At 65.9% G+C, this 26,823-nt stretch carries 26 protein-coding genes; 10 read left to right on the top strand and 16 right to left on the bottom strand.

Annotated features, from left to right (window positions below; genetic code table 11):
- Positions 1 to 15 precede the first annotated feature (15 nt).
- Together metG and truB are read left to right on the top strand one after the other, a co-directional pair.
- Positions 16 to 1,728, top strand: a complete 1,713-nt coding sequence (metG, locus tag IEX41_RS06490; RefSeq protein WP_188789425.1) for a methionine--tRNA ligase — start codon at positions 16 to 18, stop codon at positions 1,726 to 1,728.
- Between the two features lie 202 nt (positions 1,729 to 1,930).
- The gene (truB, locus tag IEX41_RS06485; RefSeq protein ID WP_188789424.1) at positions 1,931 to 2,845 is read left to right on the top strand and encodes a tRNA pseudouridine(55) synthase TruB; all 915 of its coding nucleotides are present in this window, start codon (positions 1,931 to 1,933) and stop codon (positions 2,843 to 2,845) included.
- 48 nt (positions 2,846 to 2,893) lie between these two features.
- Here the strand turns inward: truB and IEX41_RS06480 are convergent, their stop codons facing one another.
- Together IEX41_RS06480 and IEX41_RS06475 are read right to left on the bottom strand one after the other, a co-directional pair.
- Positions 2,894 to 3,727, bottom strand: coding sequence for an alpha/beta fold hydrolase (locus tag IEX41_RS06480; RefSeq protein WP_188789423.1), 834 nt, complete (start codon positions 3,725 to 3,727; stop codon positions 2,894 to 2,896).
- Positions 3,727 to 4,404, bottom strand: a complete 678-nt coding sequence (locus tag IEX41_RS06475) for a haloacid dehalogenase type II (protein ID WP_188789422.1) — start codon at positions 4,402 to 4,404, stop codon at positions 3,727 to 3,729. The genes IEX41_RS06480 and IEX41_RS06475 overlap by 1 nt, the downstream gene beginning before the upstream one ends.
- Before the next feature lie 170 nt (positions 4,405 to 4,574).
- On the opposite strand from IEX41_RS06475, the gene IEX41_RS06470 reads away from it, so the two are divergent.
- The 5 genes from IEX41_RS06470 (at position 4,575) to IEX41_RS06450 (ending at position 8,081) form a co-directional block, all read left to right on the top strand.
- Positions 4,575 to 5,003 (top strand): FKBP-type peptidyl-prolyl cis-trans isomerase, encoded by a 429-nt coding sequence (locus IEX41_RS06470; RefSeq protein WP_188789421.1) that lies wholly within the window; start codon positions 4,575 to 4,577, stop codon positions 5,001 to 5,003.
- Between the two features lie 185 nt (positions 5,004 to 5,188).
- Positions 5,189 to 6,016 carry a 3-oxoadipate enol-lactonase gene (gene pcaD / locus IEX41_RS06465; RefSeq protein ID WP_188789420.1) on the top strand — a complete coding sequence of 276 codons (828 nt, stop codon included), beginning with the start codon at positions 5,189 to 5,191 and terminating at the stop codon, positions 6,014 to 6,016.
- On the top strand, positions 6,016 to 6,741 hold the full coding sequence (locus IEX41_RS06460; protein WP_188789419.1) for an alpha/beta fold hydrolase: 726 nt from the start codon (positions 6,016 to 6,018) through the stop codon (positions 6,739 to 6,741). The genes pcaD and IEX41_RS06460 overlap by 1 nt, the downstream gene beginning before the upstream one ends.
- 28 nt (positions 6,742 to 6,769) lie before the next feature.
- On the top strand, positions 6,770 to 7,681 hold the full coding sequence (locus tag IEX41_RS06455) for a lyase family protein (RefSeq protein WP_188789418.1): 912 nt from the start codon (positions 6,770 to 6,772) through the stop codon (positions 7,679 to 7,681).
- Between the two features lie 106 nt (positions 7,682 to 7,787).
- Positions 7,788 to 8,081, top strand: coding sequence for an ArsR/SmtB family transcription factor (locus IEX41_RS06450; RefSeq protein WP_188789700.1), 294 nt, complete (start codon positions 7,788 to 7,790; stop codon positions 8,079 to 8,081).
- Here the strand turns inward: IEX41_RS06450 and IEX41_RS06445 are convergent, their stop codons facing one another.
- The 4 genes from IEX41_RS06445 to IEX41_RS06430 all read right to left on the bottom strand — a co-directional run bounded on the left by IEX41_RS06445 (position 8,082) and on the right by IEX41_RS06430 (position 13,559).
- Complete coding sequence (locus IEX41_RS06445) at positions 8,082 to 9,965, bottom strand: acyl-CoA synthetase (protein ID WP_188789417.1); 1,884 nt, start codon at positions 9,963 to 9,965, stop codon at positions 8,082 to 8,084. It abuts the gene before it with no gap.
- 128 nt (positions 9,966 to 10,093) lie between these two features.
- The gene (locus tag IEX41_RS06440) at positions 10,094 to 11,356 is read right to left on the bottom strand and encodes a class I SAM-dependent methyltransferase (protein ID WP_188789416.1); all 1,263 of its coding nucleotides are present in this window, start codon (positions 11,354 to 11,356) and stop codon (positions 10,094 to 10,096) included.
- A gap of 71 nt (positions 11,357 to 11,427) precedes the next feature.
- On the bottom strand, positions 11,428 to 11,730 hold the full coding sequence (locus IEX41_RS06435; RefSeq protein WP_188789415.1) for a DnaJ family domain-containing protein: 303 nt from the start codon (positions 11,728 to 11,730) through the stop codon (positions 11,428 to 11,430).
- A 266-nt stretch (positions 11,731 to 11,996) separates the two neighbouring features.
- Positions 11,997 to 13,559, bottom strand: coding sequence for a bifunctional metallophosphatase/5'-nucleotidase (locus IEX41_RS06430; protein WP_188789414.1), 1,563 nt, complete (start codon positions 13,557 to 13,559; stop codon positions 11,997 to 11,999).
- Positions 13,560 to 13,810: 251 nt separating this feature from the next.
- On the opposite strand from IEX41_RS06430, the gene IEX41_RS06425 reads away from it, so the two are divergent.
- The 3 genes from IEX41_RS06425 to arsC are packed head-to-tail and all read left to right on the top strand — an operon-like array spanning position 13,811 to position 15,539.
- The gene (locus IEX41_RS06425) at positions 13,811 to 14,149 is read left to right on the top strand and encodes a DUF952 domain-containing protein (protein WP_188789413.1); all 339 of its coding nucleotides are present in this window, start codon (positions 13,811 to 13,813) and stop codon (positions 14,147 to 14,149) included.
- On the top strand, positions 14,146 to 15,204 hold the full coding sequence (locus tag IEX41_RS06420) for a quinone-dependent dihydroorotate dehydrogenase (RefSeq protein WP_188789412.1): 1,059 nt from the start codon (positions 14,146 to 14,148) through the stop codon (positions 15,202 to 15,204). Before IEX41_RS06425 ends, IEX41_RS06420 begins: the two co-directional genes overlap by 4 nt.
- A complete protein-coding gene (arsC, locus tag IEX41_RS06415; protein ID WP_188789411.1) occupies positions 15,201 to 15,539 on the top strand; it encodes an arsenate reductase (glutaredoxin) in 339 nt (112 codons plus the stop codon). The genes IEX41_RS06420 and arsC overlap by 4 nt, the downstream gene beginning before the upstream one ends.
- 67 nt (positions 15,540 to 15,606) lie before the next feature.
- Here arsC and IEX41_RS06410 read toward each other — a convergent pair whose 3' ends face one another.
- The 10 genes from IEX41_RS06410 to sfsA all read right to left on the bottom strand — a co-directional run bounded on the left by IEX41_RS06410 (position 15,607) and on the right by sfsA (position 26,810).
- Complete coding sequence (locus IEX41_RS06410; protein ID WP_188789410.1) at positions 15,607 to 16,779, bottom strand: phenylacetate--CoA ligase family protein; 1,173 nt, start codon at positions 16,777 to 16,779, stop codon at positions 15,607 to 15,609.
- Entirely contained in the window at positions 16,776 to 17,867 is a 1,092-nt protein-coding gene (locus tag IEX41_RS06405) for a phosphatase domain-containing protein (protein ID WP_188789409.1), read from the bottom strand. The genes IEX41_RS06410 and IEX41_RS06405 overlap by 4 nt, the downstream gene beginning before the upstream one ends.
- A 13-nt stretch (positions 17,868 to 17,880) precedes the next feature.
- On the bottom strand, positions 17,881 to 18,702 hold the full coding sequence (locus IEX41_RS06400; RefSeq protein WP_188789408.1) for an ABC transporter ATP-binding protein: 822 nt from the start codon (positions 18,700 to 18,702) through the stop codon (positions 17,881 to 17,883).
- A 66-nt stretch (positions 18,703 to 18,768) separates the two neighbouring features.
- Positions 18,769 to 20,067, bottom strand: a complete 1,299-nt coding sequence (locus IEX41_RS06395) for an ABC transporter substrate-binding protein (protein WP_308421496.1) — start codon at positions 20,065 to 20,067, stop codon at positions 18,769 to 18,771.
- Between the two features lie 37 nt (positions 20,068 to 20,104).
- On the bottom strand, positions 20,105 to 21,181 hold the full coding sequence (locus IEX41_RS06390) for a branched-chain amino acid ABC transporter permease (protein ID WP_188789407.1): 1,077 nt from the start codon (positions 21,179 to 21,181) through the stop codon (positions 20,105 to 20,107).
- A gap of 46 nt (positions 21,182 to 21,227) precedes the next feature.
- Positions 21,228 to 21,479 (bottom strand): hypothetical protein, encoded by a 252-nt coding sequence (locus IEX41_RS06385; protein ID WP_188789698.1) that lies wholly within the window; start codon positions 21,477 to 21,479, stop codon positions 21,228 to 21,230.
- Between the two features lie 334 nt (positions 21,480 to 21,813).
- Entirely contained in the window at positions 21,814 to 22,767 is a 954-nt protein-coding gene (locus IEX41_RS06380) for a branched-chain amino acid ABC transporter permease (protein WP_188789406.1), read from the bottom strand.
- Positions 22,768 to 22,912: 145 nt separating this feature from the next.
- A complete protein-coding gene (locus tag IEX41_RS06375) occupies positions 22,913 to 23,764 on the bottom strand; it encodes an ABC transporter ATP-binding protein (RefSeq protein ID WP_373285615.1) in 852 nt (283 codons plus the stop codon).
- 142 nt (positions 23,765 to 23,906) lie between these two features.
- Positions 23,907 to 25,871, bottom strand: coding sequence for an AMP-binding protein (locus IEX41_RS06370; RefSeq protein WP_188789696.1), 1,965 nt, complete (start codon positions 25,869 to 25,871; stop codon positions 23,907 to 23,909).
- Positions 25,872 to 26,102: 231 nt separating this feature from the next.
- A complete protein-coding gene (gene sfsA / locus IEX41_RS06365) occupies positions 26,103 to 26,810 on the bottom strand; it encodes a DNA/RNA nuclease SfsA (RefSeq protein WP_188789405.1) in 708 nt (235 codons plus the stop codon).
- Positions 26,811 to 26,823: the final 13 nt, after the last annotated feature.

The following is a 26,823-nucleotide window of genomic DNA, read 5'->3' as shown; positions in this document are numbered from 1 at the left end:
CGGACAGGGCGCGACATGGCACGGCATCTCATCACTTCGGCAATTCCGTATATCAACGGTATCAAACACCTCGGCAATCTCGTGGGGTCTCAGCTGCCCGCTGACCTCTTTGCCCGCTACCACCGAGCACGCGGCGACGAGGTGCTATTCCTCTGCGCCACCGACGAACACGGCACCCCGGCCGAGCTGGCCGCCGCCAAGGCCGGCAAGCCAGTGGCCGAATACTGCGCCGAGATGCACGAGGTGCAATCGAAGATCGCGGAGGGCTTCCGCCTTTCTTTCGACCATTTCGGCCGCTCGTCGAGCCAGCAGAACCAGTCGCTGACCCAGCATTTCGCAGGGGTTCTCGCCGATCAGGGGCTGATCCGCGAAGTGTCGGAAACCCAGATGTACTCGCCCACCGACGGGCGCTACCTGCCCGACCGCTACATCGAGGGCACCTGCCCCAACTGCGGCTTCGAAGACGCGCGCGGCGACCAGTGCGACAACTGCACCAAGCAGCTTGACCCGGTGGATCTCATCAACCCGCGCTCGGTGATCTCGGGCGCCACCGACCTCGAGATGCGCGAGACCAAGCACCTCTACCTCTGCCAGAGCCGGATGAAGGACCAGCTCGAGCAGTGGATCGACACCCGCGAGGGCTGGCCCGTCCTGACCACCTCGATCGCCAAGAAATGGCTCAATGACGGCGACGGCCTTCAGGACCGCGGCATCACCCGTGACCTTGATTGGGGTGTGCCCGTCAAGAAGGGCACCGAAGACTGGCCGGGCATGGAAGGCAAGGTCTTCTACGTCTGGTTCGACGCGCCCATCGAATACATCGCCTGCTCGCAGGAGTGGGTCGATGCGGGCAAAGGGGCCGACTGGGAGCGCTGGTGGCGCACCGACAAAGGCGCGGAGGATGTGACCTACACCCAGTTCATGGGCAAGGACAACGTGCCTTTCCACACCCTCAGCTTCCCCGCCACGATCCTTGGCTCGGGCGAGCCTTGGAAGCTCGTGGATTTCATCAAGTCCTTCAACTACCTCAACTATGACGGCGGCCAGTTCAGCACCTCGCGCGGGCGCGGCGTGTTCATGGACCAGGCTTTGGAAATCCTGCCTGCCGACTACTGGCGCTGGTGGCTGCTGAGCCATGCGCCGGAAAGCTCGGACGCGGAATTCACCTGGGAGAATTTCCAGTCCTCCGTGAACAAGGACCTTGCGGACGTTCTGGGCAACTTCGCCTCGCGCGTCACCAAGTTCTGCCGCTCCAAGTTCGGCGAAGTGGTGCCCGAGGGCGGCAGCCTCGGTGCCCGCGAGGAACAGCTGATCGCGGACCTCACCGCGAAGATCCGCGAATACGAAGGCTTCATGGCGCAGGCAGAGGTCCGCAAGTCCGCGACCGCCCTGCGCGCCGCTTGGGTGCTCGGAAACGAGTACCTGCAGGAAGCCGCGCCGTGGTCGACCTTCAAGACCGACCCCGAGGCCGCTGCCGGGCAGATCCGCCTCGCGCTCAACATGATCCGGCTCTACGCGGTAATCTCCTCGCCCTTCATCCCGGACGCCTCGGCCCAGCTTCTGGCGGCGCTGAAGACGGACGGCGACAGCTGGCCCGACGACGTGAGCGCCGCGCTGGAGACGCTGCCCGCGGGCCACGTGTTCGAGGTACCGGACGTGACCTTCCGCAAGATCACCGACGACGAGCGCGAAGACTGGCAGACCCGGTTTGCAGGCAAGCGGGACTGACGCGCCCCTTCAGCCAGACCAAGGCGGCGTCCCTAGGGGCGCCGCTTCACGTTTCAGACCATGGCAGGGGCCGCTCAACCGCCCTTCTTCTCTTTTCAAATACGCGGATTGCCACGTCTCGACCCTCGCGGCGCAGGGCAATTGACAAACAGCACCGCCCCGCGCTACCTCGCGCGCCTTATCACGAAAGAGGCATCAAGGCATGGCACGCAAGAAGGGCCGCGACATTTCCGGCTGGCTGATCGTCGACAAACCGGCGGGCATCACCTCGACCTCGGTGGTGAACAAGGTCCGCTGGGCGCTGAATGCGAAGAAGGCCGGCCATGCGGGCACGCTGGACCCCGACGCCACCGGCGTTCTGGCCGTGGCGCTTGGCGAGGCCACCAAGACCGTGCCTTACATCACCGACGCGCTGAAAGCTTACACTTTTACCGTCCGGCTCGGCCAGCGCACCAACACCGACGATGCCGAGGGCGAAGTCATCGCGAGTTCGGAAATCCGCCCCTCGGATGACGAGATCAAGGAAGCACTGCACCGCTTCGTCGGCAATATCGAACAAGTGCCGCCGCAGTTCTCAGCGGTGAAGATCGATGGCGAACGCGCGTACAAGCGCGCCCGCGACGGGGAAGAAATGGAGATCGCCGCCCGCCCGCTCTGGGTCGAGGAGCTGGTGCTGACCGGGCGCCCCGACGCCGACCACGTGGAACTCGAGATGACCTGCGGCAAGGGCGGCTACGTGCGCTCCATCGCGCGCGATCTTGGCGAGGCGCTTGGCTGCCACGGCCACGTGCGAGAGCTGCGGCGCATCTGGTCCGGGCCGTTCGATGCCGGCGACGGCATCAGCCTCGAGGAGATCGACGCGCTGGCCAAGACCCCCGAACTTGACTCGAAGCTCCTGCCGCTCGAGGTCGGGCTGTCCGAGGTGACCGAGCTCAGATGCACCCCTGAGGGCGCGGTGCGGCTGCGCAACGGCAATCCCGGCATGGTCATCCCCGGCGACGTGGAATACGGCGACGAAGCCTGGGCCTCGCTTGACGGTCGCGCGGTGGCGGTGGGCGTCTTCAAGGCAGGCGAGCTTCACCCGACCCGCGTCTTCGTGCCCTCGACCGACGGCTGAGCCGCCGCCCAATTTTCTTTTCAAGAAAATTGCCCCTGGGCGGGGCCGTCAGCGCAGCATCTTCAGCCAGCGCGTGAGGGCCCCGACCGAGGCAGGCTCGTCGAGGAACGGCACGTGCCCGCGTCCGGGCACTTCGGCGGCGATCATGTCGGGCCGCCGCACCTTCATCTGCGCGAAGGTTTCCGGCGACAGAAGGTCCGAATTCGCCCCCCGGATGGCGCAGAGCGGCAGTCCGCGCAGCGCGTCGAACAGTGGCCACATGTCGGCCACCGGCTGCGCGCCCGCATCGTCCCCGTCCCCGAGAACCGCCTCGCGCAGTTTCGGATCGTAGGTGATGACGAGGCCCTCTTCGGTCTCGCGGTAGAACTTGCCCACCTCATCGCGCCAGCGCGCCATGGGAACGTCCTCGAAGGCGGTCATCACCTCGGCCCGCCGCACCGCGGCCTCGTCCAGCGTCTTCACCGCCGGGTTGCGCCCGAGATAGCCCTTGATGACATCGAGCCCGGCATCGGCGATCTCGGGGCCGATGTCGTTGAGCGCAACGCCCAGCAGCCTGTCCTTGACCGTCGCCGCCAGCACCATGGCGATGAGCCCGCCCCGCGAGGTGCCAAGCACCGCCGCCTGTTTCAGCCCGAGGTGGTCCAGAAGCTCGACCGCGTCGCGGCCTTCCACGGGAATCGTATAGGTGGCGTGATCGCCCCACGCCGACTGCCCCCGCCCCCGGTAGTCGAGTCGGATAAGCCGCACCCCCTCCAGCAGTGGCGCCACGTAGTCGAAATCGCTGCCGTCACGGGTGAGACCCGCAAGGCATAGCAGCGGCAGGCCGGAGCCCTCGTCGGTGTAATGCAGCGCGAGGCCGTCGGAGGTGGTGAATGTCGGCATCAGAGAAGCTCCGGAATGGAGGTGAGATCGGTCAGTTCATGCTGTGGCCGGCCGGGAAGCCGGTCGCGCGGCAGGCCGTCGCGGTTGACCCAGGCTGTCGTGAAGCCATAGCCCGCCGCTCCCGCTGCATCCCAGCCGTTGGACGAGACAAACAGCACCTCGGAGGCTTCGGTTCCGTAACGTTGCCCCACGAGATCGTAGACCGCGCGGGCGGGTTTGAAGACCCCCACTTCCTCCACGGACAGGATTCCATCGAGAAACCCCGCAAGCCCCGCTGATTCTGCCGCCTCTGCCAGCATGTCCGGGCTGCCGTTCGACAGGATGGCGCAGCGCAGCCCGCGGGCCTTGAGGGTGGCCAGAAGCCTCGGGGCCTCCGGGTATGGCGACAGATGCCAGTAGAGCGCCAGGAGATCTTCGCGCAGGACCGGATCGGCAAGGCCGTGGCGCTCCATCGACCAGTCCAGAGCATCTTCCGTGACCTGCCAGAAATCTACATGATCCCCGGTGATGGCCCGCAGCCAGGTGTATTCCAGCTGCTTGCGGCGCCAGTCCCCGGACAGCGGCTCCCAGCAGGCAGCCAAGGCGTCCTGCCCCGGCTCGGTCGCCTTGCTGCGGGCGGCGGAATTCACGTCAAGCAAGGTGCCATACGCGTCGAAGATGCAGGTGGTGATGGTCATGAAATGGTCTCCTCGCGCGGAGCGTTGCACGTCTTTTGGGCCCGGGAAAGCCGGGTGTTTGCATTCCGCGGGCACAATCCCTAGGTTGGAGGGGATCAGATACGAGGACCCGCATGAGGCGGCCTCGTGAATTCACAACTCCCCACACAGATACAGACAACGGAGATCCCATGACCCAGGTCAAGAGCGGCGACACCGTACGCATCCACTACACCGGCACCCTCAACGACGGCACCACCTTCGATTCGAGCGCGGGCCGCGACCCGCTCGAGTTCGTGGTCGGTTCCGGCCAGATCATCCCGGGCCTCGACAAGGCTATTCCCGGCATGGAAGTCGGCGAGAAGAAGACCGTCGCGATCGAGCCCGAAGAAGCCTACGGCCCGGTCCACGCCGAAGCCAAGCAGAACGTGCCGCGCGGCGAAATCCCCGACCACATCCCGCTCGATCTCGGCACCCAGCTGCAGGTGCAGACCCCGAACGGCGAGACCATGCAGGTCACCGTCGCGGAAGTGACCGAGAACGAAGTGACCCTCGACGCCAACCACCCGCTGGCGGGCAAAGACCTGACCTTCGCCATCGAGCTGGTCGAGATCGCCTGATCCCTGGCGCCCGTGGCCGGAGGCAGGACGCCTCCGGCGGGCGTATTTGGAAAGAGAAGAAGACCCGGGGGCCGCCCATGCCTCCGGGTCTTCCTGTTTCAGCGCGTTGCTGTCCGCAGGTCTTCCTGTTTGCGGGAACGGCGCTGGTTGATAGGATGCCGCCAGAGCGCGAGACGAGGATTTCCATGCCGATTGCCGACCTTGGCGACATTCGCCTGAACTACAGCCTCGAGGGTCCCGAAGACGGGGAGCCGGTGGTCTTCGCCCATGCGCTGGGGACCGACCTGACGGTTTGGGACAAGATGGTGGCTCTGCTGCCGCCGGGGCTGCGTGTGCTGCGCTACGATCTGCGCGGGCACGGGCTGTCGGACGCACCCGGCGGGCCCTATGCCATGGGCACGCTGGTGCGCGACGCAGAGCGGCTGATGGAGCATTGCGGGATCAGCGACGCGGCCTTCGTGGGCCTGTCCATCGGCGGCATGGTGGCGCAGGGACTGGCGGCAAAGCGGCTCGACCTCGTGCGGGCGATGGTTCTGTCCAACACCGCCTGCAAGATCGCCACCCGCGAGGTCTGGGACAAGCGCATCGCCGCGGTCGAGGCAGGCGGCATCGCGGCGCTTTCGGAGGCGACTCTGGAGCGCTGGTTCTCGCCCGCCTTCCGCGCCACACCCGAGCTTTCGCGGTGGCGTGCGATCCTCGAGGGCACGTCAGTGCAGGGCTACCTTGGCTGCTGCCATGCCATCGCGGGCACCGATTTCATGACCCCAACATCGGGCCTGCGCCTTCCGGTGCTGGGCATTGCCGGCGGCCGGGACGGATCTACCCCGGCGGACCTCGTGCGTGAAACTGTTGAGCTGGTCCCCGGCGCGCGATTCGAGCTGATCCGCAAGGCAGGCCATTTGCCCCCGGTGGAGACGCCCGAGGCCATGGCGGCATTGCTGGCCGATTTCCTTGGTGCGCAGGGCCACCTGAAACAGCCGGGCAGCTGCGGCACGCCGGGGCACGTGCACTGATGGCGCGCTTCCTGCTGATCCATGGCTCCTGCCATGCCGCCTGGTGCTGGGACGCCACCATCGCGGCGCTCAAGGCGCTTGGCCATGAGGCCACGGCCATCGACCTGCCCGCCCACGGCGACGGCACGCCCCCCGAGGCCGTGACGCTTGCCGACTACGCGGACGCGATCCTCGGGGCGCTGGACGAGCCTGCCCTCGTCGTGGGGCATTCCATGGCCGGGGTGCCGCTGACCCTTGCCGCCGAGAGTGCGCCGGAACGGTTCGAACGGCTGGTCTATCTTTGTGCCTACCTGCCCGGGGATGGCGACAGCGTCGGCACCCTGCGGCGGGCGCAGGACAGCCAGCCGCTCCTGCCCGCCATCCGGCGCGAGCGTGGCAGCCCGGTGTTCGGCTTCGACCCGGAGCTGGGGCGGCAGATCTTTTACAACGATTGCTCCGATGCGGTGGCCGAGGCCGCAATCGCAAGGCTCTGCCCCGAGCCGATCGCCCCACAGGAAGAGCGTGTCACGCTGCATGGAAAGGCGCAGGCCCTGCCCCGCAGCTACATCCTGTGCAGCCGGGACGGGGCAATCCCGCCGGAGTTCCAGCGCCGCATGGCCGGAGCCTTGCCGCTTGCGGACCTGCATGAGCGGGATTGGTCGCATTCGCCGTTCCTGTCGGATCCGGAGGGCCTTGCCGCGCTGCTGGACAAGATCGCTGGCGCCACGCCCGCGCAGACCGTATAGCGGGCCATCCCAGCCACAGGACACCAGCATGACCGCCACGCCCCATGACAGCGCCGCCCTGCACAAGCTTTTCGCCCCGGGAGAGCTGAGCCGCCTGCTGTCGGACACTGCCGAGGTGCGCGCCGCGATGATCGTGCTGGGTGCGCTGGCCAAGGCGCAGGGCGCTGCGGGCGAGATCCCCGAGGTGGCGGGCAAGGCGATCCACCGCGCGTCCATGGAGCTGCAGATCGACCCCGGCGGCCTTGCCCTTGGTGCCGCACGCGAGGGCACCGCGATCCCGGCGCTCATCGACGCGTTCAAGGCCGAGATGATGGCCCCTGAATACGCTCAGCACCTCGGTCATGGCTGCACCTCGGACGAGATCGAGGACACCGCCCTCATGCTGCGGCTGCGGCAGGCCCTGTCGCGGCTGGGCACGCTGATGGCGCCGCTCCTCGAGCAGCTGGCCGATGCCGGTGCAGAGGAAATCGCCTGCGGCTGGCGGCTGCTTGCGCTGCGCGACGAGTTGCGGGCCATCGAGGCCGAGATGCTTTGCGTTGCCACCGGGGGCGAGGAGCTCGCACGGGCTCTGAACCTCGCGCCGCCGTCGGGTGAGGATGGCGCGCAGGCCATCGCCGACTGGGCCGCGCGGCTGACGCTGGCCCTTGCGCCGCTGGGCCTCGGGCGCAGCGCCCCGCGGGCAGCAGTGCTTGCCGCGCTGGGGGCGCAGGCCAGCGGCCTGTTGGTGACGCTGGATGCCGCCGCCCCCGCCACCGGGACTCCCGCCGCACGCCACACCCTGCGGCTGGTTATGGGTCAGGCTCTGCTGGGCGCCGAATCCGCTCTGATCCACGCATCTGCCCTGCCCGGAAGCCCCCTGCGTGCGGAACCGCACGAGGCAGCGCGCTTGCGCGAGGCGCTGAAGACAGGTCCGGCGACATTCAGCCAAAACGCGAAGTAACGCCATCTGAAGTCTCGATTTCCGCTACGGCGGTGATACATTATGACCAATACAAAAAAGGTCAGAGTCCGTGAACGATCAGCCGAAGTCCATGCTCCCCGACGAGATGGCTCAGAACGCGCGCAATGCCGCCGCGTTCCTGAAGACTCTTGCGCACGAGGGACGGCTTTTGATCCTGTGCCACCTTGGGTCCGGCGAGAAATCCGTGAGTGAGCTGGAACACCTGCTGGGCATGCGGCAGGCCGCCGTCAGCCAGATGCTCGCCCGGCTGCGCGAGGAAGATCTGGTCAGCACCCGGCGCGAAGGCAAGGCCATTTACTACAGCCTTGCCAGCGAGGATACCGGGCGGGTCATCGCCCTGCTCTACGACATGTTCTGCGCCGACAAGCCCGAGGACTGATCAGGTCCCGGCCGGCTCCCATGGCCGGGTGAAGGCCCCGAGACAGGCGGCGATCTGCGCTTTGTCCGCGCCGTTCGCCGTGACCTGTGCCACCAGTCCGCGCTTGCGGTCATCGATCACCTCAGTCACCCGCGCCTCCAGCCCCGCCTCTTCGAGCGCGCCATTGTAGACGCGGGTGATGGCCTGCTTGCGCAATTCCGGCTTGAAGACCTTGCCAACCGCGGTCTTGGGCAATTCGCTCAGGATCGCCAGATGCTTGGGACAGGCGGCACGTTCATGGATGTGGCGGCGCGCATGATCCATCAGCTCGGCCTCGGTGACCTCCGCGCCGTCCACCAGTTCGACGAAGGCGCAGGGCAATTCCCCAGCGTGGGCGTCGGGCTGACCGATGGCCCCGGCAAAGCAGACCGCCGGGTGGGCCAGCAGCGCCTCCTCGATCTCGGCAGGGTCGATGTTGTGGCCGCCCCGGATGATGAGATCCTTGGCACGGCCCGTAATCCACAGGTATCCGTCCTCGTCGATGCGCCCGAGATCTCCCGTGCGCAGGTAGATACCTTCGTGGAAGAGCTCGTGGTTCTTGTCTTCCTCGGTGTAGGTCGAGCCCGCGTAGACGCCGGGACTTGCCACGCAGATTTCACCCACTTCGTCGGGGGCGCATTCGCGGGGGCCGTCCGGGGACTGCTGCACGATCTTCACGTGGGTGTAGGGGAAGGGAATGCCGATCGAGCCGACCTTCTTGACCCCCTCGGGCGGGTTCACGGAGACAAGGCAGGTCGCCTCGGTCAGACCGTAGCCTTCACAGATGGTCACGCCGCAGGTCTGCTCGAACCGCTTAAAGAGCTCGAGCGGCATGGGCGCGGAGCCGGAGAACGCCACTTTCACAGTTGAGATGTCCGCGTCGACCTTGCGCTGCATCAGTGCCGAGACGGCAGTGGGCACGGTAATGACGAAGCTGATCTTCCAGCGCTCGCACAGCTTCCAGAAGTTGTCGAAGACCCCCTCGCCCCGGTAGCCTGCAGGCGTCGGGAAGACCACATGTGCGCCGGAACAGATCGCCGACATCAAGATCACGTGTACCGCGAAGACGTGGAACAGCGGCAGTGGGCAGATGATGTTGTCTTCCTCGGTGAACAGCAGCTTGTGTCCGAGCCATCCGTTGTAGAGCATCCCCGAATAGAGATGCTGCGCCACCTTGGGCATGCCGGTGGTGCCGCCGGTGTGGAAATAGGCGGCGACGCGGTCTTTGTCCGGGTCATCGAAGGCAAGCTGCGTCGGCTGTGCCTTAAGCGCCTTGTTGAAGCAGATGACATCTGCGTGGCGCGTGCCGTCGATCTTCGGGCGCAGCAAGGGCACCAGCCAAGATTTCGGCGGGGTGAGATAGCGGTTGAGGTCGATCTCAAGGACGGTTTGGACCTGCGGTGCGTGGCGGCAGGCCTCAGCCACCTTCTGGGCCACGTCCGTCTTGGGAAAGGGCTTGAGAGTCACAACGACCTTTGCCCCGGTTTCGCGCAGGATGGCGGCGATCTGTTCCGGCTCGAGCAGCGGATTGATCGGATTGACGATGCCCGCGACCATGCCGCCCAGCAGGGCATAGACCGTCTCGTTGCAGTTGGGCAGGATGTAGGCCACCGTGTCCGTCGGCCCCACCCCAAGGTTGCGAAAGAGGTTCGCGGCTTGCACTGTGCGGTCTTTCAGCTGGGACCATGTGACCGTCTCGGCCTTGTCTTTCGGCCCCGAGAGCAGCTGGTAGCTGATCGCCGGACGGTCCGGAAAGGCCGCGGCGGTGCGGCCAAGCTGGCCCAGCAGCGTTTTCGCGATGTCCTGGTCGGCCCAGGGCATTTGCGCTTCGATATTGTTCCTGTCGGCCACTGACGCAAAGGTCATGGTCGGTGCTCCTCCTCATGTGCCGGCGGATGCCGGTCCTCCCGCCCCGTAGTCTGGGAAGGAAGCCGCCGCCACGCAAGCCCGGGCAACGCGACGGCACCTGGCTTGCGACGCAACGTAGCGCGCCGTCACGATGCGACCTTGCCCGTTCTTCCTTTGCCCGTTCTTCCTTTGCCAGCCTTGAGCTGCGCCGCCTGCCTCAGCAGCCCCGAATAAAGCAGCAGACCCCATGGCGCCAGCGCCGCATCCACCTTGGCCCAGAGCGCACCGAAGCGCACGGGATCGAACCGGGTGGCTGCCGCGATGTCCGAAAGGCTGCGCCGTCCGTCGATGGCGGCAAGGATCGGCGCGGCCTCTGTCGGCAGGGAAATGCTGGTCGACACCTGCCCAAGCTTCAGCGGCAGAGCTTTGCCCTGCGCCACGGCCTGCGCCAGCGGGCGGGCCTGCACGCCGCGCAGATGGGGAATGTTGGAGCGGTCCGAGGCGCGCGCCACACCCTGCACCGTTTCACCTGCCGGGCTGGCATAGGCCACGTGCATACGCAGAGTGCCGCGCAGCTTTTCAGCCACCGCCATGCGTTGCGGCAGGGGCATGGTATCGGGGACCGGTGCCATGTGGCCGGGATCGTAGAGCGCAGGCGTGGTGAAGGAGGCAAGCTGCCAGCCGGTAGCATCGAGCGTGTCCAGCAGGTCCGGCACTGAAAAGGCCCGATCCTGCCCGTGCAGCAGCAGATCATAAAAGCCTGCGTCGCTGGCGTGGTGGTCGCCGAGGTTGAGGTTGGCCCTGAACGGATGACCCGCCGGCAGGGCCTCGACGATGGTTTTCGCCTGCGCAAGGCGCTTTCCGGGCGGCAGGCCCTCGAACAGCGCGGCAAAGGCCTCCTGCAGCTGGTAGACGCCGGAGCGGCCATAGGGGGCGTAGACCATGAAGCCCATGCCGCCACCTGGGGTGAGCGCGCCGCGCAGGGCGGTGAAGCCAGCGCCCGGGTCCGGCAGGTGGTGCAGCACACCGCAACAGTCGATGTAGTCGAAGCTGCCGTATTGCGCCGCATCCAGGAGGCTGCCGGTGTGGAAGGTGATGCTCGTGAGCCCGCGTACCTCGGCCCGCTTTTCTGCGATGGCGCGGGAGGCGGTCGACAGGTCAACGTAGGTGATCTCGGCAGGCAGGCCGAGCTGGTCCAAAACCGTGGCCAGCTGGATCAGCCCGTCGCCGGTGCCACCCCCGGCCACGAGCGCGCGCAGGGGCTGCGTCCAGTCGCGTTGCCCCTTCCACAGGAAGTGGTCCATCTCCAGCGGATGGGATGGCGAGCCCGCGATGAGGCGACTGCGTTCATCCTCGGGGTCGCGTTCCGGGTAGGGGAAGGCTTCGTACTGCTGCTTGACCGTGACCATCGTATTCCGCCTTCTGTGCGCCTTGTGGCAATCTGCACCGGACGGCGGGGAAGGGGAAGGCCCGGCGGGTCCTAGCCGCGTTTGCGGGCGATCTCGATGCGGGCCTCAGTGAGGGACATGTCCCTGATGATGCGGCGGCGTTCGGTGCGGTCGGCGGTCTCGTAGAGCTCCTCGCGCAGGCGGGCAAGTTCGCGCGAGAGCGAGACGAACTCGGGCACCGCGCCGTTGTCCTTGAGGATCCGTGTCATCACTGCCTTCTCGGGATCGTCGCAGGGCGGCAGGGGTTTGCCCGCGCCGGGCAGGTTGTCGAAGGCGCCATCCGCCTCGGCCTTTTCGATGCGGGCGTTGATGAGGTCGATGAGCGGATGATCCATCGGGGCACCTGGTGGCGGGGGCGGAAGGGAGGGGGCGCTGCCCCCCGTCCCTGCGGGACTCCCCCCGGCGTATTTGGAAAGAGAAGAAGGAGCGGGCTGCGTGCCCGAGCTGGGTGTCCCCCTGGTTTCAGGGTGATCGGGTTCTTTGTGAGGGAGGCCGGGGTCGCGCAGCATCCCTCATGCGTGTGGCTCGGGGCGGCGGGCCGGGCAGGCCGCCGCATGATGGCAGGCGGCGCGGGCCATTGGGGCCGCGCCGCCCTGTCCGGTTATTCCTTAACCGTGATGCGGCCGTCGGTATAGGGCTGGTAGGGCGCGTTTGCGGCGATGTACTCCGCCGTCACGTCCGCGAGGTCCGGGCCAAAGTCGTAGGGGTTTTGCGCGTCCACGAACATGGCGTAGCCATCGCCACCGTTGCGCATGTAGTCATGCGAGACAACGCCGTAGACCTTTTCCGGCTCGATCGGGGTATCACCCACCATCACATCGGAGATCCGGCTGCCCGGCTCCGCCGAGGGGGTGACCGTATAGCTCATGCCCGACACCTGCGCGAAGCGGCCAGCGCCTTCATCCATCTGGCTGGCACCGTTCTCAAGCGCCTCGACCAGCGTGGCGCCCGTGACCTCGAAGGTGGCGAGGGTGTTCTGGAACGGAAGCACGGTCAGCACCTCGCCCATGGTCACTTCGCCCTCATCGATGGAAGCGCGCAGGCCACCGCCGTTGGTGATGGCGACGTCGATGCCCTGGTCCTTCACCCGGTCGAGCATGGCATCGGCCACGAGGTTGCCCATGGAGCATTCCATCGCCCGGCAAACCTCGCGCGAGCCATCGATGGGGGCGGCGGCCTCGGCCACCACGGTCTGGCGCATTTCTTCGAGCGGGCCGGCAAGCTCGGTCACGCGGGCCTTGGTCGCCTCGTCCTCGGCCACGGAGGCATCGAGCAACATGGGTTGGCCGGACACCTCGGTCAGCGTGCCCTCGTCATCGAAGGTCAGGTCGAGCAGCCCGAGGTACTTGCCATAGGCATAGGCGGTCACCACGGGCACATCATTCGCCATGCTGGGATAGGGGCCTTCGGCACCGTCCATCTCGCCCAGAAGGGTGTGGCTGTGACCGCCGATGATGAGATCGACGCCCGTCAGCTCTCTGCCAAGCCGCAGGTCAGCCTTGTAGCCCACGTGGGTCAGCAGCACGATCTTGTCGACACCCTCTTCGGTCAGGCGGTCGATCTCGGCCTGAGCGGCGTCCACGATGGGCGAAAAGATCACGCCATTGCCGGGCGAAGAGGTCTCGGGCGTGTCCTCGGCCAGCACCGACACGATGCCGATCTTCTCGGAGCCGGGTTCGAGCACCACGGCCTTGGGCACGCGGCCCGACAGGCGCTCTTCACCGCTGACGTCGATGTTGGCCGACAGCACCGGGAATTCCACCTTGTCGAGGAAATCGGCCAGCCCGTCCGGGCCATTGTCGAACTCGTGGTTGCCCACGGCCATGGCGTCGTAGTCGAGCGCGGTCATGAACTCTGCCGCGAGATCACCACCGTACTGGGTGAAGAACAGCGAGCCCTGGAACTGGTCGCCCGCGTCGAGCAGCAGCAGATCGCCCTCAGCCTCGGATCGCTGGCCTTCCACGGCGGTCACGAGGCGGGCGATGCCGCCAAAGCACTCGCCGGCGTCGTTGTCCTCAGCCGAGCAGGTTGAGTTGTACTTGCTGATCGGCTCGAAACGATCGTGGAAGTCGTTGGTGAAGAGAATGGTCAGCGAGTAATCGGCGCTGGCGGCACCGGCGCTGAGCGCAAGCGCGGCGGCGCTTGTCATGAGACGAATGGACATGGGGACCTCTCTGTGGACGTTGTTCTTTGGCAAATCGTGCAACGCTTCCGAGAGCTTGTCAAAGCGCGGTATCACCTGACGTAAGGGCCGCCGTGGCCACAGACCCGATGTTGCCGCGATCTCGCCCAGAGCCCTGGACTTGCGGGGCCGCAGTCCCGGTGCCCCCGCCTTCCGAAGCCGCTGGCCATGATGGCGCCTACCCCGCCCTGCCGGGGATTGACCGGCACGGCGTTCCCCGGCATTGCAGGATCATGCTGATTTACAAGATCCTGAGGTCCGACGAATGGGCCGCCCTGAACGCGGCTTCGCAGACCGCCGGTGCGCCGGTGGACGTGGCCGATGGCTATATCCACTTCTCCACCGCCGAACAGGCGCGCGAGACAGCGGCCAAGCATTTCGCCGATGAGGACGGGCTTTATGTCCTTGCCTTCGACGCGGATGCGCTGGGGGAGGATTTGAAATGGGAGCCGTCCCGTGGCGGCGCGCTCTTCCCGCATCTCTACGGTCCGCTGAAGCTGGCGGATGTTGTCTGGTCGCGCCCGCTTCCGCTGGGCCTTGGCGGCCATGTGTTTCCGGATGACATGACATGACCCTGATCGAACGCGCGGGCCTCGCGGTCCTGCACCGCATGGATCCCGAAGCCGCCCATGGCCTTGCCCTGAAGGCGCTGCAGATGGGCCTCGCCCCCGCCCCCGGAGCGCTGACATCGGACCGGCTGGCATGCGATCTTGCGGGGCTGGCACTGCCCAACCCGCTGGGGCTGGCTGCTGGCTTCGACAAGAATGCCGAGGCGCTGGACGGGCTCGCGAAGGCGGGCTTTGGCTTTGTCGAGGTCGGGGCGGTGACCCCGCGCCCGCAGCCCGGCAACCCCAAGCCGCGTCTTTTCCGGCTGACCGAAGACAAGGGCGTCATCAACCGCTTCGGCTTCAACAACGACGGGGTCGAGGTGCTGGCCGGACGGCTGGCGCGGCGGCCGAAGGCCATGGTGCTGGGGCTCAACATCGGCGCCAACAAGGACAGCAGCGACCGCGCGGACGACTATGCGCGGATTATCCGCCGCTGCGGCGAAATGCTCGATTTCGCGACCATCAACGTCAGCTCACCCAACACCGAAAAGCTGCGCGACCTTCAGGGCAAGGACGCGCTGGCGGCGCTTCTGGTGGGCGCGATGGAGGCCCGCGCGGGCTTGGAAACGCATCTGCCGGTGTTTCTCAAGATCGCGCCGGATCTGGACGACGACGGCCTGCGCGACGTGGCCGAGGTGGCACAGGCGTCAGGCATCGACGGCGTGATCGCCACCAACACCACCCTCTCGCGCGAAGGACTGGCCTCGGGCCACAAGGGCGAGACGGGCGGGCTATCGGGCGCTCCCCTGTTCGACCGTTCGACACGGGTGCTGGCGCGGCTGTCGCAGCTGACCGAAGGCCGTCTGCCGCTGGTGGGCGTGGGCGGTGTCGGCTCGGCCGAGCAGGCCTATGCCAAGATCCGCGCCGGGGCCTCTGCGGTGCAGCTTTACTCCGCTCTGGTCTACGGCGGGCTGAGTCTCGTCCCGCAGATCGTGCGGGGGCTTGACGAGCTGCTGGCTCGCGACGGGTTCGCGACCGTCGCCGAAGCTGTCGGCACCGGGCGCGAGGACTGGCTTTGATCCTTTGGCACAACCCTCGCTGTTCCAAGTCCCGCGCGGCGATGGCCCTTCTGGAAGAGCGTGGCGTACCCGTGAAGGTCCGCCGCTATCTCGAGGACGCGCCGACGCTGGACGAGCTGACGGCCCTGCAGCAGCTGCTCGGCCTGCCCGCTATCGAGATGATGCGCACGGGCGAGGCGGTGTTCCGCGAAATGTCGCTGTCAAAGCACGATGATGACGCGACCCTGCTTGCCGCCATGGCGCAGGAGCCGAAGCTGATCGAACGTCCTGTGTTTATCGCAAGCGGCCGAGCGGTGATCGGCCGCCCACCGGAGCGGGTGCTGGAGCTGCTCTGAGCCGCCAGCCACGGGTGGCAAATTTCCTCGCAGGAAATTTGGCCCCGGCCCCGAGGATGCGCGCCCCTCAGTCGTAGCTGCGCGCGTCCTCGATCACCACGCCATCACGCGGCAACCCTCCGGGCGCGACCAGTTCCACTTCGCCCTTCAGCTTCAGCACATCCGCGATGCTCGCTGCATAAGCGCCGGGATCCTGCGCTTCGGTCTCGATGCGCACGGTCATCACGTCGCGCTCACCTTCGCGGCTGGCGACGACCCGCGCCCGAGCGATCTCGGGATGCTTGCCGACCAGCGCCGCCACCTGCTCGGGGCGCACGAACATGCCCTTGATCTTGGTGGTCTGGTCTGCGCGGCCCATCCATCCCTTGATGCGCATATTGGTCCGCCCGCAGGCGCTGACCCCGTCCATCATGGCGCTGAGATCGCCGGTACCGAAGCGGATCAGCGGGTAATCGGGGTTGAGTGTGGTCACCACCACCTCGCCCACCTCGCCGGGGGCCACAGGATCACCGGTGCCGGGGGTGACGATTTCGACGATGACCTGCTCGTCAACGATCATGCCGTCCATCGCCTCGCTCTCGTAGGCAACCATGCCCAGATCGGCGGTGGCATAGCACTGGCGGCAGGCGATACCGCGCCCTGTGTACCAATCGCGCAGGGAGGGGAACAGCGCCCCGCCCGACACCGCCGCCTTCGTGATCTTCAGCGGCAGACCAAGCTCGTCCGCCTTCTCGATGATCAACTTGAGGTAATCAGGCGTGCCCGCATAGGCCGTCACCCCCGCATCATGCGCCGCCCGCGCCTGCAGTTCGGTCTGACCGGTTCCCGCAGGCAGCACCCGCGCGCCCACCGCCCGCGCGCCATTCTCAAAAATCATGCCCGCGGGTGTCAGGTGATAGCCGAAGCAATTCTGCACGAGATCCCCCGCCCCGATGCCGCAGGCCTGCAGGAAGCGGCCCAGCCGCCACCAATCGTGAGAGGTCCCGCCCGGCTCGTAGATCGGCCCTGGTGACTGGAACACATGCGCGATGTCCCCCACCGGCACGCCGCCGAAAGGCGGGTTTTTGGCCTGCAGCGCCACGAGGTCCGCCTTGCGCAGCACCGGCAAGTCCTTCAGCTCGGACAGTGCGCCGAGCTCCGGCTTGCCCCAGAGCGCAAGCTGGGCGTTCAGTCGCTCCAGCTGCCCCGCCTCACGCGCATCCATGCTGCGAGTCTCGAGCGCGTCGTAATATTCGGTCATTGCAAAGCCTCCCTGCCCTGTCCTGTCACTTGCCCCAGCCGCTTTGCAGGCTGCTCTTCGGGCCCGGTCTCAGACCCAGTCTCAGGCCCCTCCGAGGATCCCTCGTCCGGCGCCGGCAGCACCCGGGCCGATAGCTTGCCGAATTGCGGCACCACCTGCACCGGCACCCCCGACACCTCAATGGCGTCAATGGCGTCCTGCGTGGCTGGCGCAAGCTCAGGTGCCGCATCGCGCAAAATCACCCCGCCGATGCGGCCCGGATGGCGGCTCACCACCCCGGCATAGACCTGCGCGTCCTTCTGCCCGGTGTCCCCCACCAGCCAGAACCGCAGGCAGGGGTTGCCCGCGAGGATGCGGTCGATGCTGCTGCCCTTGTGATCAAGATGCCCTGCCCCGATCAAACCGCGCTCGCTCACCCCAAGATCGCGCAGGAACATCGGCCCCGGTACCAGCCCGGCACGGGCGAACACCCTCTCGAGGAAGGAAAACAGGTTCCAGGGTGACGAGCTGACGTAGAACACCGGATTACGCCCGCCTTCGGACAGCCGCGCCATCAGCGCCACCGCATCGCCATACACCTGCCGGGTCATGGCGTTGCCACTGAACGTGGTCCAGAGATTGCGCCACAGCATATGCGCGCCAGTATGCAGCACCGTGTCGTCGATATCTGAAATCACTCCGAACCGCGCATCGGGGCCGGGCACCAGCACTGGCATGCACACCGGCGGATCCTCGGACCACGGCAGGTCTGCGGGCACCTCGATCCAGCCATGCACCCCCTCGGGGCGGGGCACCCGCAGGGTGACATAGCCCTCGGCATCCGATTGCACCGTCACGCCCGAGGCACGCACGGTCACGCCGTCCACCTCGGTGGTCACGAAGAGCGATACCATCTGCTTGATGTTGGTCCAGGCCGACTGCCCCGCCTGCGCCTCTCCGCGCCGGACCGAGCTCAGCACCCGGCCCTGAAGCACCAGCGCGCCCGGTTCGGCATAGCCCCGGTAAGCGCGCAGGATCGGCGGTCCATCCCGGCGCAAAACCCTCTCGATGCCCCTCTCGAACAGTCGGGCCAATCCATGCAATGCCATCCTCAGCCCTCCTTCAGGCCAGCCAGCGCTTGCGGCGGCGGTACGAGCGCACGTCGCGGAAGCTGCGCCGCCCCTCGTCCGACATGCCGAGGTAGAATTCCTTCACGTCCGGGTTCTCGCGCAGGTCGGCCGCCGGGCCGTCCATCACTACCCGCCCATTTTCGAGAATGTATCCCTGGTGCGCATAGCGCAGCGCCACGTTGGTGTTCTGTTCCGCCAGTAGGAAAGATACGCCCTCACCTTCATTCACCGCCCGCACGATCTCAAAGATCTGCTCCACCAGCTGCGGCGCGAGCCCCATGCTCGGCTCATCCAGCAGGATCATTTCCGGGCGGGACATGAGCGCGCGCCCGATGGCGCACATCTGCTGCTCGCCGCCCGAGGTGTAACCCGCCTGGGACTTCCGCCGTTCCCGCAGCCGGGGGAAATACTCGTAGACCATCTCCAGATCGCGCTCGACCGCCGCCTTGCCGTCGCGCCGCGTGAAGGCGCCGGTCATTAGGTTCTCCTCGACGGTGAGGTGCTCGAAGCAATGGCGCCCTTCCATCACCTGGATGACGCCCTTCTTCACCAGCGCCGCCGGATCGAGATCCTGCACCCGCTCGCCCTTGTAGACGATGGAGCCCTTGGTGACCTCGCCCCTCTCGGAATGCAGCAGGTTCGAGATCGCCTTGAGAGTGGTGGTCTTGCCTGCCCCGTTGCCTCCTAGCAAGGCGGTGATGCCACCCTTCGGCACCGACAGCGACACCCCCTTCAGCACGAGGATGACGTGGTTGTAGATCACCTCGATATTGTTGACCTCGAGAAGGGTCTCGGTACGTCCCGCGTCCAGCATCTTCTTCTCTTTCCAAATACGCAAAATCCCGGCGGCGACACCCGCGTCGCCGCCGGGGAGAATGGATCAGCCGTCACATTCCTGGGTCGGCCACGGCGCGTTGGCGTCGGCGTATTCCTTCGCCGCGGCCACCTCCATCTCGGCCAGCTCATCGGCGTCGGCCATGAGGTGATCGCTCGCCTTCACGAACTGCTCGCCGTCCCATTCAAGCAGCCAGCCGCCCGAATGGCCGGTGTGGTTGCTGCACGAGGTCGAGAAGGGCGCGACCATGCCGGTCATGCCCAGCTCGGCGATGCGCTCTTCGGTGAGGTCGATGTTCTCGAGGCCCCAGCGCAGCTGCTCGGCGTTTATCTCGCCGGTGCCGAACTCTTCCTGCGCCGCCGCGATCGCCTCGGCCAGCGCCGCCGACATCACGAGGCCGCGCTGGTAGAACACCTCCGACCGCTGCTCCTCATCCGATTCCGTCAGTCCCTTGTCCGCCACGTGGGTCTGGATATCGGCCATGACCTGCGCGTCACTCACCGGTGCGTTGAAGCTGATCGACCGGTAGCCGGCGCCGTCCGCGCCCACGACCTGAAGATCGTCGCTGTGGCCGGACCACCAGACGCCGACGAACTGGTCCATGGGATAGCGGGTCTTCACCGCCTCGGTGAGCGCGCCGATGTTCATCGCGCCCCAGCCCCACATGATGACGTAATCGGGACGCTCACGGCGGATCTGAAGCCACTGCGCCGACTGGTTTTGCATCTCCTTGAGGCCGACCGGGATCGGCACCAGTTCAAAGCCGATGTCCTCGGCCTTTTTCTCGAGATAGGGCAGAGGCTCCTTGCCGAACGGATGGTCGAGGTGAAGGAAGGCGATCTTCTTGCCCGACAGCTCGGACATGTCCTCACCGCCGATCCCCTTCAGGATCATCGACGCCGCATCCCAGTAGGACGACGGCAGGTTGAAGGCCCACTTGAACACCGACCCGTCCGCCATGGCCGAAAAGCCGTAGCCGGGCGCAAGGATCGGGATCTCATCCACGTTGGATTTCGGCAGCACCTGAAGCGTGATGCCGGTGGACCAGGGCTGCGTGACAACCGCGTCGCCCTTGGTCTTCTCGTAGCATTCCACACCCTTCTCGGTGTTGTAGCCGGTTTCGCATTCATAGAAGTTGATCTTCACCCCGCCGATGCCGCCATCGCGTTCGTTGAGCATGGTGAAATAGTCGATCTGCCCATTCATCACCGGAATGCCCGTGGCCGCAAACGGCCCGGTCCGGTAGCTGAGGTTGGGTGCCGAGATCTCCTGCGCAGCCGCTCCTCCGGCCAGCAGGGCACCAAGCGCCACGCCCGTGGCGATCCTCCTGAAGTTCCGCATCATGTCTCCTCCCTAGATGCTGTTGCGTGTTGGCCGGCCCTCAGTGCGGGAACGGCCAGATGATGAGCTTCTCCCGGATCAACGCCCAGAGCCGTGCCAGCCCGTGCGGTTCGATGATGAGGAAGAACAGAATGAGCGCGCCGACGATCATGACATTGAGATGCTCGACCGTGGCCGGGCTGATCGGCAGCCCAAACGCAGCGGGTAGCGTGTTGAGCACCACTGGCAGACCCACGATCAGGATCGCACCAAGGTAGTTGCCCATGATCGACCCAAGCCCCCCGATGATGGCGATGAACAGGATCCGGAAGCTGAGCGGGATGTCGAAGAGGTTCGGCTCGGCTGCGCCGCGCCACATGAAGACGAACAGCGCCCCGGCGACCCCCACCATGTAGGACGACACGGCAAAGGCGGTCAGCTTGGAGCGCATGAGGTTGATGCCGATAAGTTCGGCGGCGATGTCCATGTCCCGCGTCGCCTTCCATGTCCGCCCCAACGTGCCGCGTGTGAGGTTGATGCACACGATGGTCAGCAGCGTCACGATGCCCAGCACGACGTAATACTGCACCGTGGAGCTGGCCTGCGGCCCGGCGACGTAGACCCCGAACATCTCGAGGTTCGGCACCTGGATCGCGCCGGACGCGTTGTAATTGTAAAGCCAGCCCCATTTTTCGAAGAGCCACACCAAGAAGAACTGCGCCGCCAATGTTGCGATGGCGAGGTAGAACCCCTTGATCCGAAGGGAGGGGATGCCGAAGGCCACGCCCACCCCGGCGCTGAACACCCCCGACAGCAGGATCGCGACCAGCGGGTTCATCCACGGCATCAGGGTGATCATCTTGTAGCAGGCGTAGGCTCCCACCCCCATGAACGCCGCCGTCCCCAGCGACAGCTGGCCCGCGTAACCAGTCAGCAGATTGAGCCCCAGTGCCGCCAGCGAATAGATCAGGATCGGGATCAGCAGCGTCTGGAAGGTGAACTCGCTTGCCATGAGCGGAAAGACCACCCACGCCAGAATGAGGATCACCCCCAGCAGCACCGCGTCCTGCCGGACCGGGAACAGCGCCTGGTCGGCCTTGTAGCTTGTCTTGAACTGTCCTGCGGTGCGGTAGAGCATCCGTCGTCCTCCCATTCCGGCGCGCTGATGCGCTGCCCGTATTCCCTCAAATGCTGCCGTCGTGCAGCCGCATGTCCTCGTCCGGGTAGGCGCGTTTGGGCGCCTTGGCGTATCCTGTCGCCTCCGTGTGACGCACCAGCCAGAGCCACGCCCAGAGGCCCGCGCCCCCGCCAAGCCCCGCCAGCAGAACCGCCATCGCGGTGCTGCCGCCCCCCGTTCCCGCGCTCAGCGCGACGTAGCCGAAGGCCCAGAAGCTGGCCCAGGCCACCACGTTCAGGATCGCGACCAGCTTGGCCATTGTCGCCGTGCCTGCCTTCTTCGCCATGTCAGTCCCTCCCGTTGCGATACCGGATCTTTCCGGCGGTGCTTGCCGTGCCGTCCTGCAGAGCCGCCTCGACCACGATCGCCGCTCCTTGGAGCCTGCCTCTCCATTGGAGCGGGCGTCGCGGGTCAGACGTGTTCCAAGCGTTGTTCCCTCGATGCCGCGACGCCATGCCCCCTTTGGTCTCCTCCCGCCGCCTGGCCTTGCGCCATCCCGGGGCCTAGCCCGGACAGGCGACTTTCCGGGGCTCCGCCCTTTAGCGCCTCAAACCCTCCCCCGGAGGGTTTGCCGGGCCTAGCCCGGACAGGCGCTAAACCCTTTCGATGATGCGTTCTCCAAACAGGCCCTGCGGGCGGAACAGCAGCACGATCAGCGCCAGGACGAAGGCGAACCATGTCTCGGTGTTGCCGCCCAGAAGCGGCTGCCCCCAGTAGATCTCAAACAGCTTCTCAAGCATCCCGATGAGCAGCCCGCCGATGATCGCGCCGGTGATGCTTTCCAGCCCGCCCAGCATCAGCACCGGCAGCGCCTTGTAGGCGATGACCTCGAGAGCGAACGACACCCCGGCGCGCGCGCCCCAGGCGATGCCGGTCACCAGCGCGATGATCCCGGCGATGAACCACACCAGCACCCAGATCTGCTGAAGCGAGATGCCCACCGACAGCGCCGCCTGGTGATCGTCGCCCAGAGCCCGGATTGCCCGTCCCATGCGCGTCTTGTTGAGGAACGCCAGCAGCGCCACCACCAGAAGCGCCGCCACGACCACCGCCGTGATGTCCTTTTGTTCAAGGATCAGCAGGCCGCCGAAGGGCTCGAACACCACGCTGTCCGTGGGGATGCCCAGCTCTTCGGTGATCATCACCTTGTTCTCCCCGCCAAAGATGATCTCGCCGAAGCCGATCAGGAACAGCGTGATGCCGATGGTCGCCATGAAGAGAATGATGTCAGGCTGGCCCACCAGCGGGCGCAGCACCACCCGTTCGACAGTGACCGCAAGCACGAACATGACACCCAGTGTCAGGATCACGCAGATCCAAGCCGGCACGCCCATGGCATGCAGCCCCACCAGCGTCAGCGCGGCGAACACCACCATGATCCCTTGCGCGAAGTTGAAGATCCGGGAGGACCGGAAGATCAGCACGAAGCCCAGCGCGATCAGCGCGTAGAGGATGCCCGACACGAGCCCCTCCCACAGCACCTGCATCAGGAAGTCGGGCGCGGTGGCCATGTCCACGAACGGCGTGACGAAAATGTCCTTCAGCATGCTCTTGCTCCCTCAACCCCGTTAAAGCCCATGGCCCTACCGCGTTCCCCGGCGGCGCTGCCAACCCGTAAAGACCCTGCCTGTGACCACTCCGAGGCCGCGGCACAGGCCCGGAATGTTCCGATCCGGTCCATCCCCGCGCCCCTCAATGTGCCACCCCGAGATAGGCGTCGATCACGTCCTGGTTCTGGCGCACCTCGTCCGGCGGGCCATCCCCGATCTTCTTGCCGTAATCCATGACCACCACGCGATCCGAGAGATCCATGACCACGCCCATGTCATGCTCGATGAGCACGATGGTCGTCCCGAACTCGTCATTCACATCAAGGATGAAGCGGCTCATGTCCTCTTTTTCCTCGACGTTCATGCCTGCCATCGGCTCGTCGAGCAGCAGCACCTTGGGCTCGGCGGCAAGCGCGCGGGCCAGCTCAACCCGCTTCTTGAGCCCGTAGGGCAGCCGGCCTACCGGCGTCTTGCGGATGGCCTGAATCTCGAGGAAGTCGATGACTTTCTCGACCACCTCGCGGTTGGCGATCTCCTCGTCCCGAGCCTTGCCCCACCACAAAGCCTGGCTGGCAATCCCCGCCTTCATCTGTGTGAGCCGTCCGGTCATGACGTTGTCGAGCACCGACATCCCCTCGAAGAGCGCTATGTTCTGGAACGTCCGTGCCACCCCGTCACGGGCCACCTCGTAGGGCTTCATGGGCCGCCGCTTCGCGCCGCGATACCAGAGCTCGCCCTCGGATGGGGTGTAGAAACCGCTGATGATATTGAGCATCGAGGACTTGCCCGCCCCGTTCGGTCCGATGATGGCGCGGATCTCGCCCTCATGAATGTCGAACGAAATGTCCTTGATCGCCACCACCCCGCCAAAGCGCAGCGTGATGTTCTTCAGCTCCATCAGGGTGCCGCCGATCTGCCGACCGTCCGCAGTCACATACCCGGCGTCCATCACGGGCACCTCCCTTTCGTCCTTGCGATAGTCCGAACCGTCCATCAGATGCTCCCAATTCCGGAACGAGGCCCTGCGGGCTGGCGGGGGGCGCTCCGGGCCGCCATCGGCGTCAATCCGTCCATGAGACGGTTAGAGGCATGAACGGGCGAAGCCCGGCGACTTGTGCAGCAAGCGCGCCCGCCCCTCATTCCGCCGCCATCGCGGGCGCACCCGTGGGCACCACCTTTGCGTCCATCAGCGTAAGCGTCGCGCGGATGCGCCCCTTGCGGCCATCCTCGTAAGTCACTTCGGTTTCGGTGTAGATGCTCTCCGAGCCGTCGTAGAGCGCCGCGATCAGGTCGGCGAACTTCTCGGCGATGATCTTGCGGCGCACCTTGCGGGTGCGCGTCAGTTCCCCGTCGTCCGCATCAAGTTCCTTGTGAAGAACGAGGAAGCGGTGGATCTGGCATCCCGACAACATCGGATCCTCGGCCACGCTGGCGTTTACCGCCTCCACGTGATCCCGCAGCGTCTCGAGTACGCGAGGATGGCCCGCAAGCTCCTGGTAGGACGCATAGGCGATGTTGTTGCGCTCGGCCCAGTTGCCCACTGCCGTCAGGTCGATGTTGAGAAACGCGGTGCAGCGATCCCGGCCCGCGCCGAACACCACCGCCTCGAGGATGTCGGGATAGAACTTCAGCTTGTTCTCGACGTACTTCGGCGCGAACAGCGACCCGTCTGCCATCTTTCCCACGTCCTTGGCCCGGTCGATGATCCGCAGATGTCCGGTGTCTTCCTCAAAGAAGCCCGCGTCGCCGGTGGCCACCCAGCCCTCGGGGTCCTTGGTGTCCGCCGTGCTTTCAGGGTTCTGGTAATATTCCACGAAGGTGCCCGGCGAGCGGTAGAAGACCTCGCCGCTGTCCGCGATGCGAATTTCGACGCCAGGAGACGGCACGCCTACAGTATCGGGCCGCACCTCGTTGTCCGGCTGCTGGGTGATGAACACCGATGCCTCGGTCTGCCCATAGAGCTGCTTGAGGTTGATGCCCAGCGCCCGGTAGAAATCAAAGATCTCCGGCCCGATGGCCTCACCGGCGGTATAGCCCACCCGCACCCGGCTGAAGCCCATCGTGTTGCGCAAGGGGCCGTAGACCATCACCTGCCCCATGCCGTACCGCAGGCGGTCCAGCAGGCCGACACTCTTGCCATCAAGGATGCGCGGCCCAACCCGGCGGGCGATCTCCATGTAATGGCGGAACAGCCTGCGCTTGAGCGGGCTCGCATCCTCCATGCGGATCATGATCTGGGTCAGCTGGGTCTCGAACACCCGCGGCGGCGCGAAATAGTAGGACGGCGCGATCTCGCGCAGGTCCGACAGGGTCGTCGCATCCGACTCCGGGCAGTTCACGCAGAAGCCGGCCCAGTAGGCCTGCCCGATGGAAAAGATGAAATCCCCCACCCATGCCATGGGCAAGTAGGCCAGAACCTCCTCGCCCGGGCCAAGCCTGTCGAACTCGGACGAGTTCTTGGCCGTCTCGATGATGTTGCGGTTGGACAGCACCACGCCCTTGGGCTTGCCGGTGGTCCCAGAGGTATAGAGCATGACGCAGGTGTCGTCGTAGCCAAGACTGCCGGTGCGCAGCGTCAGTTCCCCGACAAGCTCGTCACGCGCGGCGCGGCCCTGCTCCTGAACGTGGGAAAACTCGTGCAACCGGCGGTGGTCATATTTCCGCAGACCGCGCGGGTCCACGTAGATCATGTGTTCGAACTGGTGAAGCTTGTCTTCGATGTCGATGACCTTGTCGACCTGCTCCTGGTCGGCGGCGATGACGAAGCGTGCGCCGCAATGGCCCAGCACGTATTCCATCTCGTCCGCCACTGCGTCCTGGTAGAGCGGCACCGGCACCGCGCCACACATCTGCGCCGCGACCATCGACCAGTAGAGCGTCGGGCGATTGCGCCCGATCACCGCCACATGATCTCCCCTTGCGACCCCGAGGTTCAGCAGGCCAAGCGCCAGCGCCTCGATCTCTTCGGCGGCTTCGGCCCAGGTCCAGCTTTGCCAGATGCCGTATTCCTTCTCGCGATAGGCCGGACGGCCCGCGAACCGCGATGCGTTGCGCTGCAACAGCGCAGGGATCGAGCGCAGACCTTCTGCGCCCTCGGACATGTAAGCCAAGCTGTCTCCTCCCGTGATGACCCGGCTCCTCAACCGGGTTGCCCTGCCGTGGCGGGGCAAATCGCCTCCTCAAACGATTCACGCCCCATTAAGGGTCACTGGAAGGCTGGCGGTCAATCTTTACGTGATGTTTTCCCAATCCTTACGAATTGTAACAGGCACCTGGGACGGCCATGAACGCCCCTCGGCCGCCGTTGCCAAGCCAAGGGCCATGGGGCCGGATCAGGGGGCCTCGAACGGCAGCGGTGCGCCCAGCTCAACAGCCTCGGGGGTGATCTCACAGCCGAAGGCCAGCACCTCCACCCCGCGCGCCACCGCGTCCGCGAAGGCCGCCGCATAGGCCGGGTCGATGTCGGCTGCCAGCGTCACGCGGCTGCAATCTGTGCGCTGCACGAGGTACAGCATCACCGCCCGGTGCCCTGCTTCGGCCATGAGCGCCAGTTCGGCCAGGTGCTTGGCACCGCGCTTGGTCACGCTGTCGGGAAACTCGGCAAGGCCGGGGGTGCGCTTCATGGTCACCGACTTCACCTCGACCCAGGCATCGGAACGCCCCTCACCGGTCAGCAGGAAGTCGATGCGGCTGTTCTCGCCGTACTTCACCTCGGGGCGCACGGCGTCATAACCGGCGAGCCCCGCAACCCGGCCTTCTTCCAGCGCCACCTTCAGCATCCGGTTGGGCAGGCTGGTGTCCACACCCGTGAAGGCGCCGCTATCATGTTCCACCAGCCGCCACGCGAACTTCAGCTTGCGCTTTGGGTCGTCGTTCGGCTCGAGCCAGATGCGCAGGCCCTCGTCCTTCGTGCCCAGCATGGCACCGGGGTTGGCCACATGGGCGGTGATCTCGCGCCCGTCCTCGAGCCGGGCATCGGCTAGGAAGCGTTTGTAACGGCGAAGAAGCACCGCAGGGACAAGGGGGGTTTGAAAGCGCATGGGGGTCGCCCTA

Origin of the sequence: Salipiger pallidus (genome assembly GCF_014643635.1) — a bacterium.
GTDB lineage: Bacteria > Pseudomonadota > Alphaproteobacteria > Rhodobacterales > Rhodobacteraceae > Salipiger > Salipiger pallidus.
The sequence above is the reverse complement of the archived record's forward strand: the minus strand, read 5'-3'. Positions and strand labels throughout refer to the sequence as shown.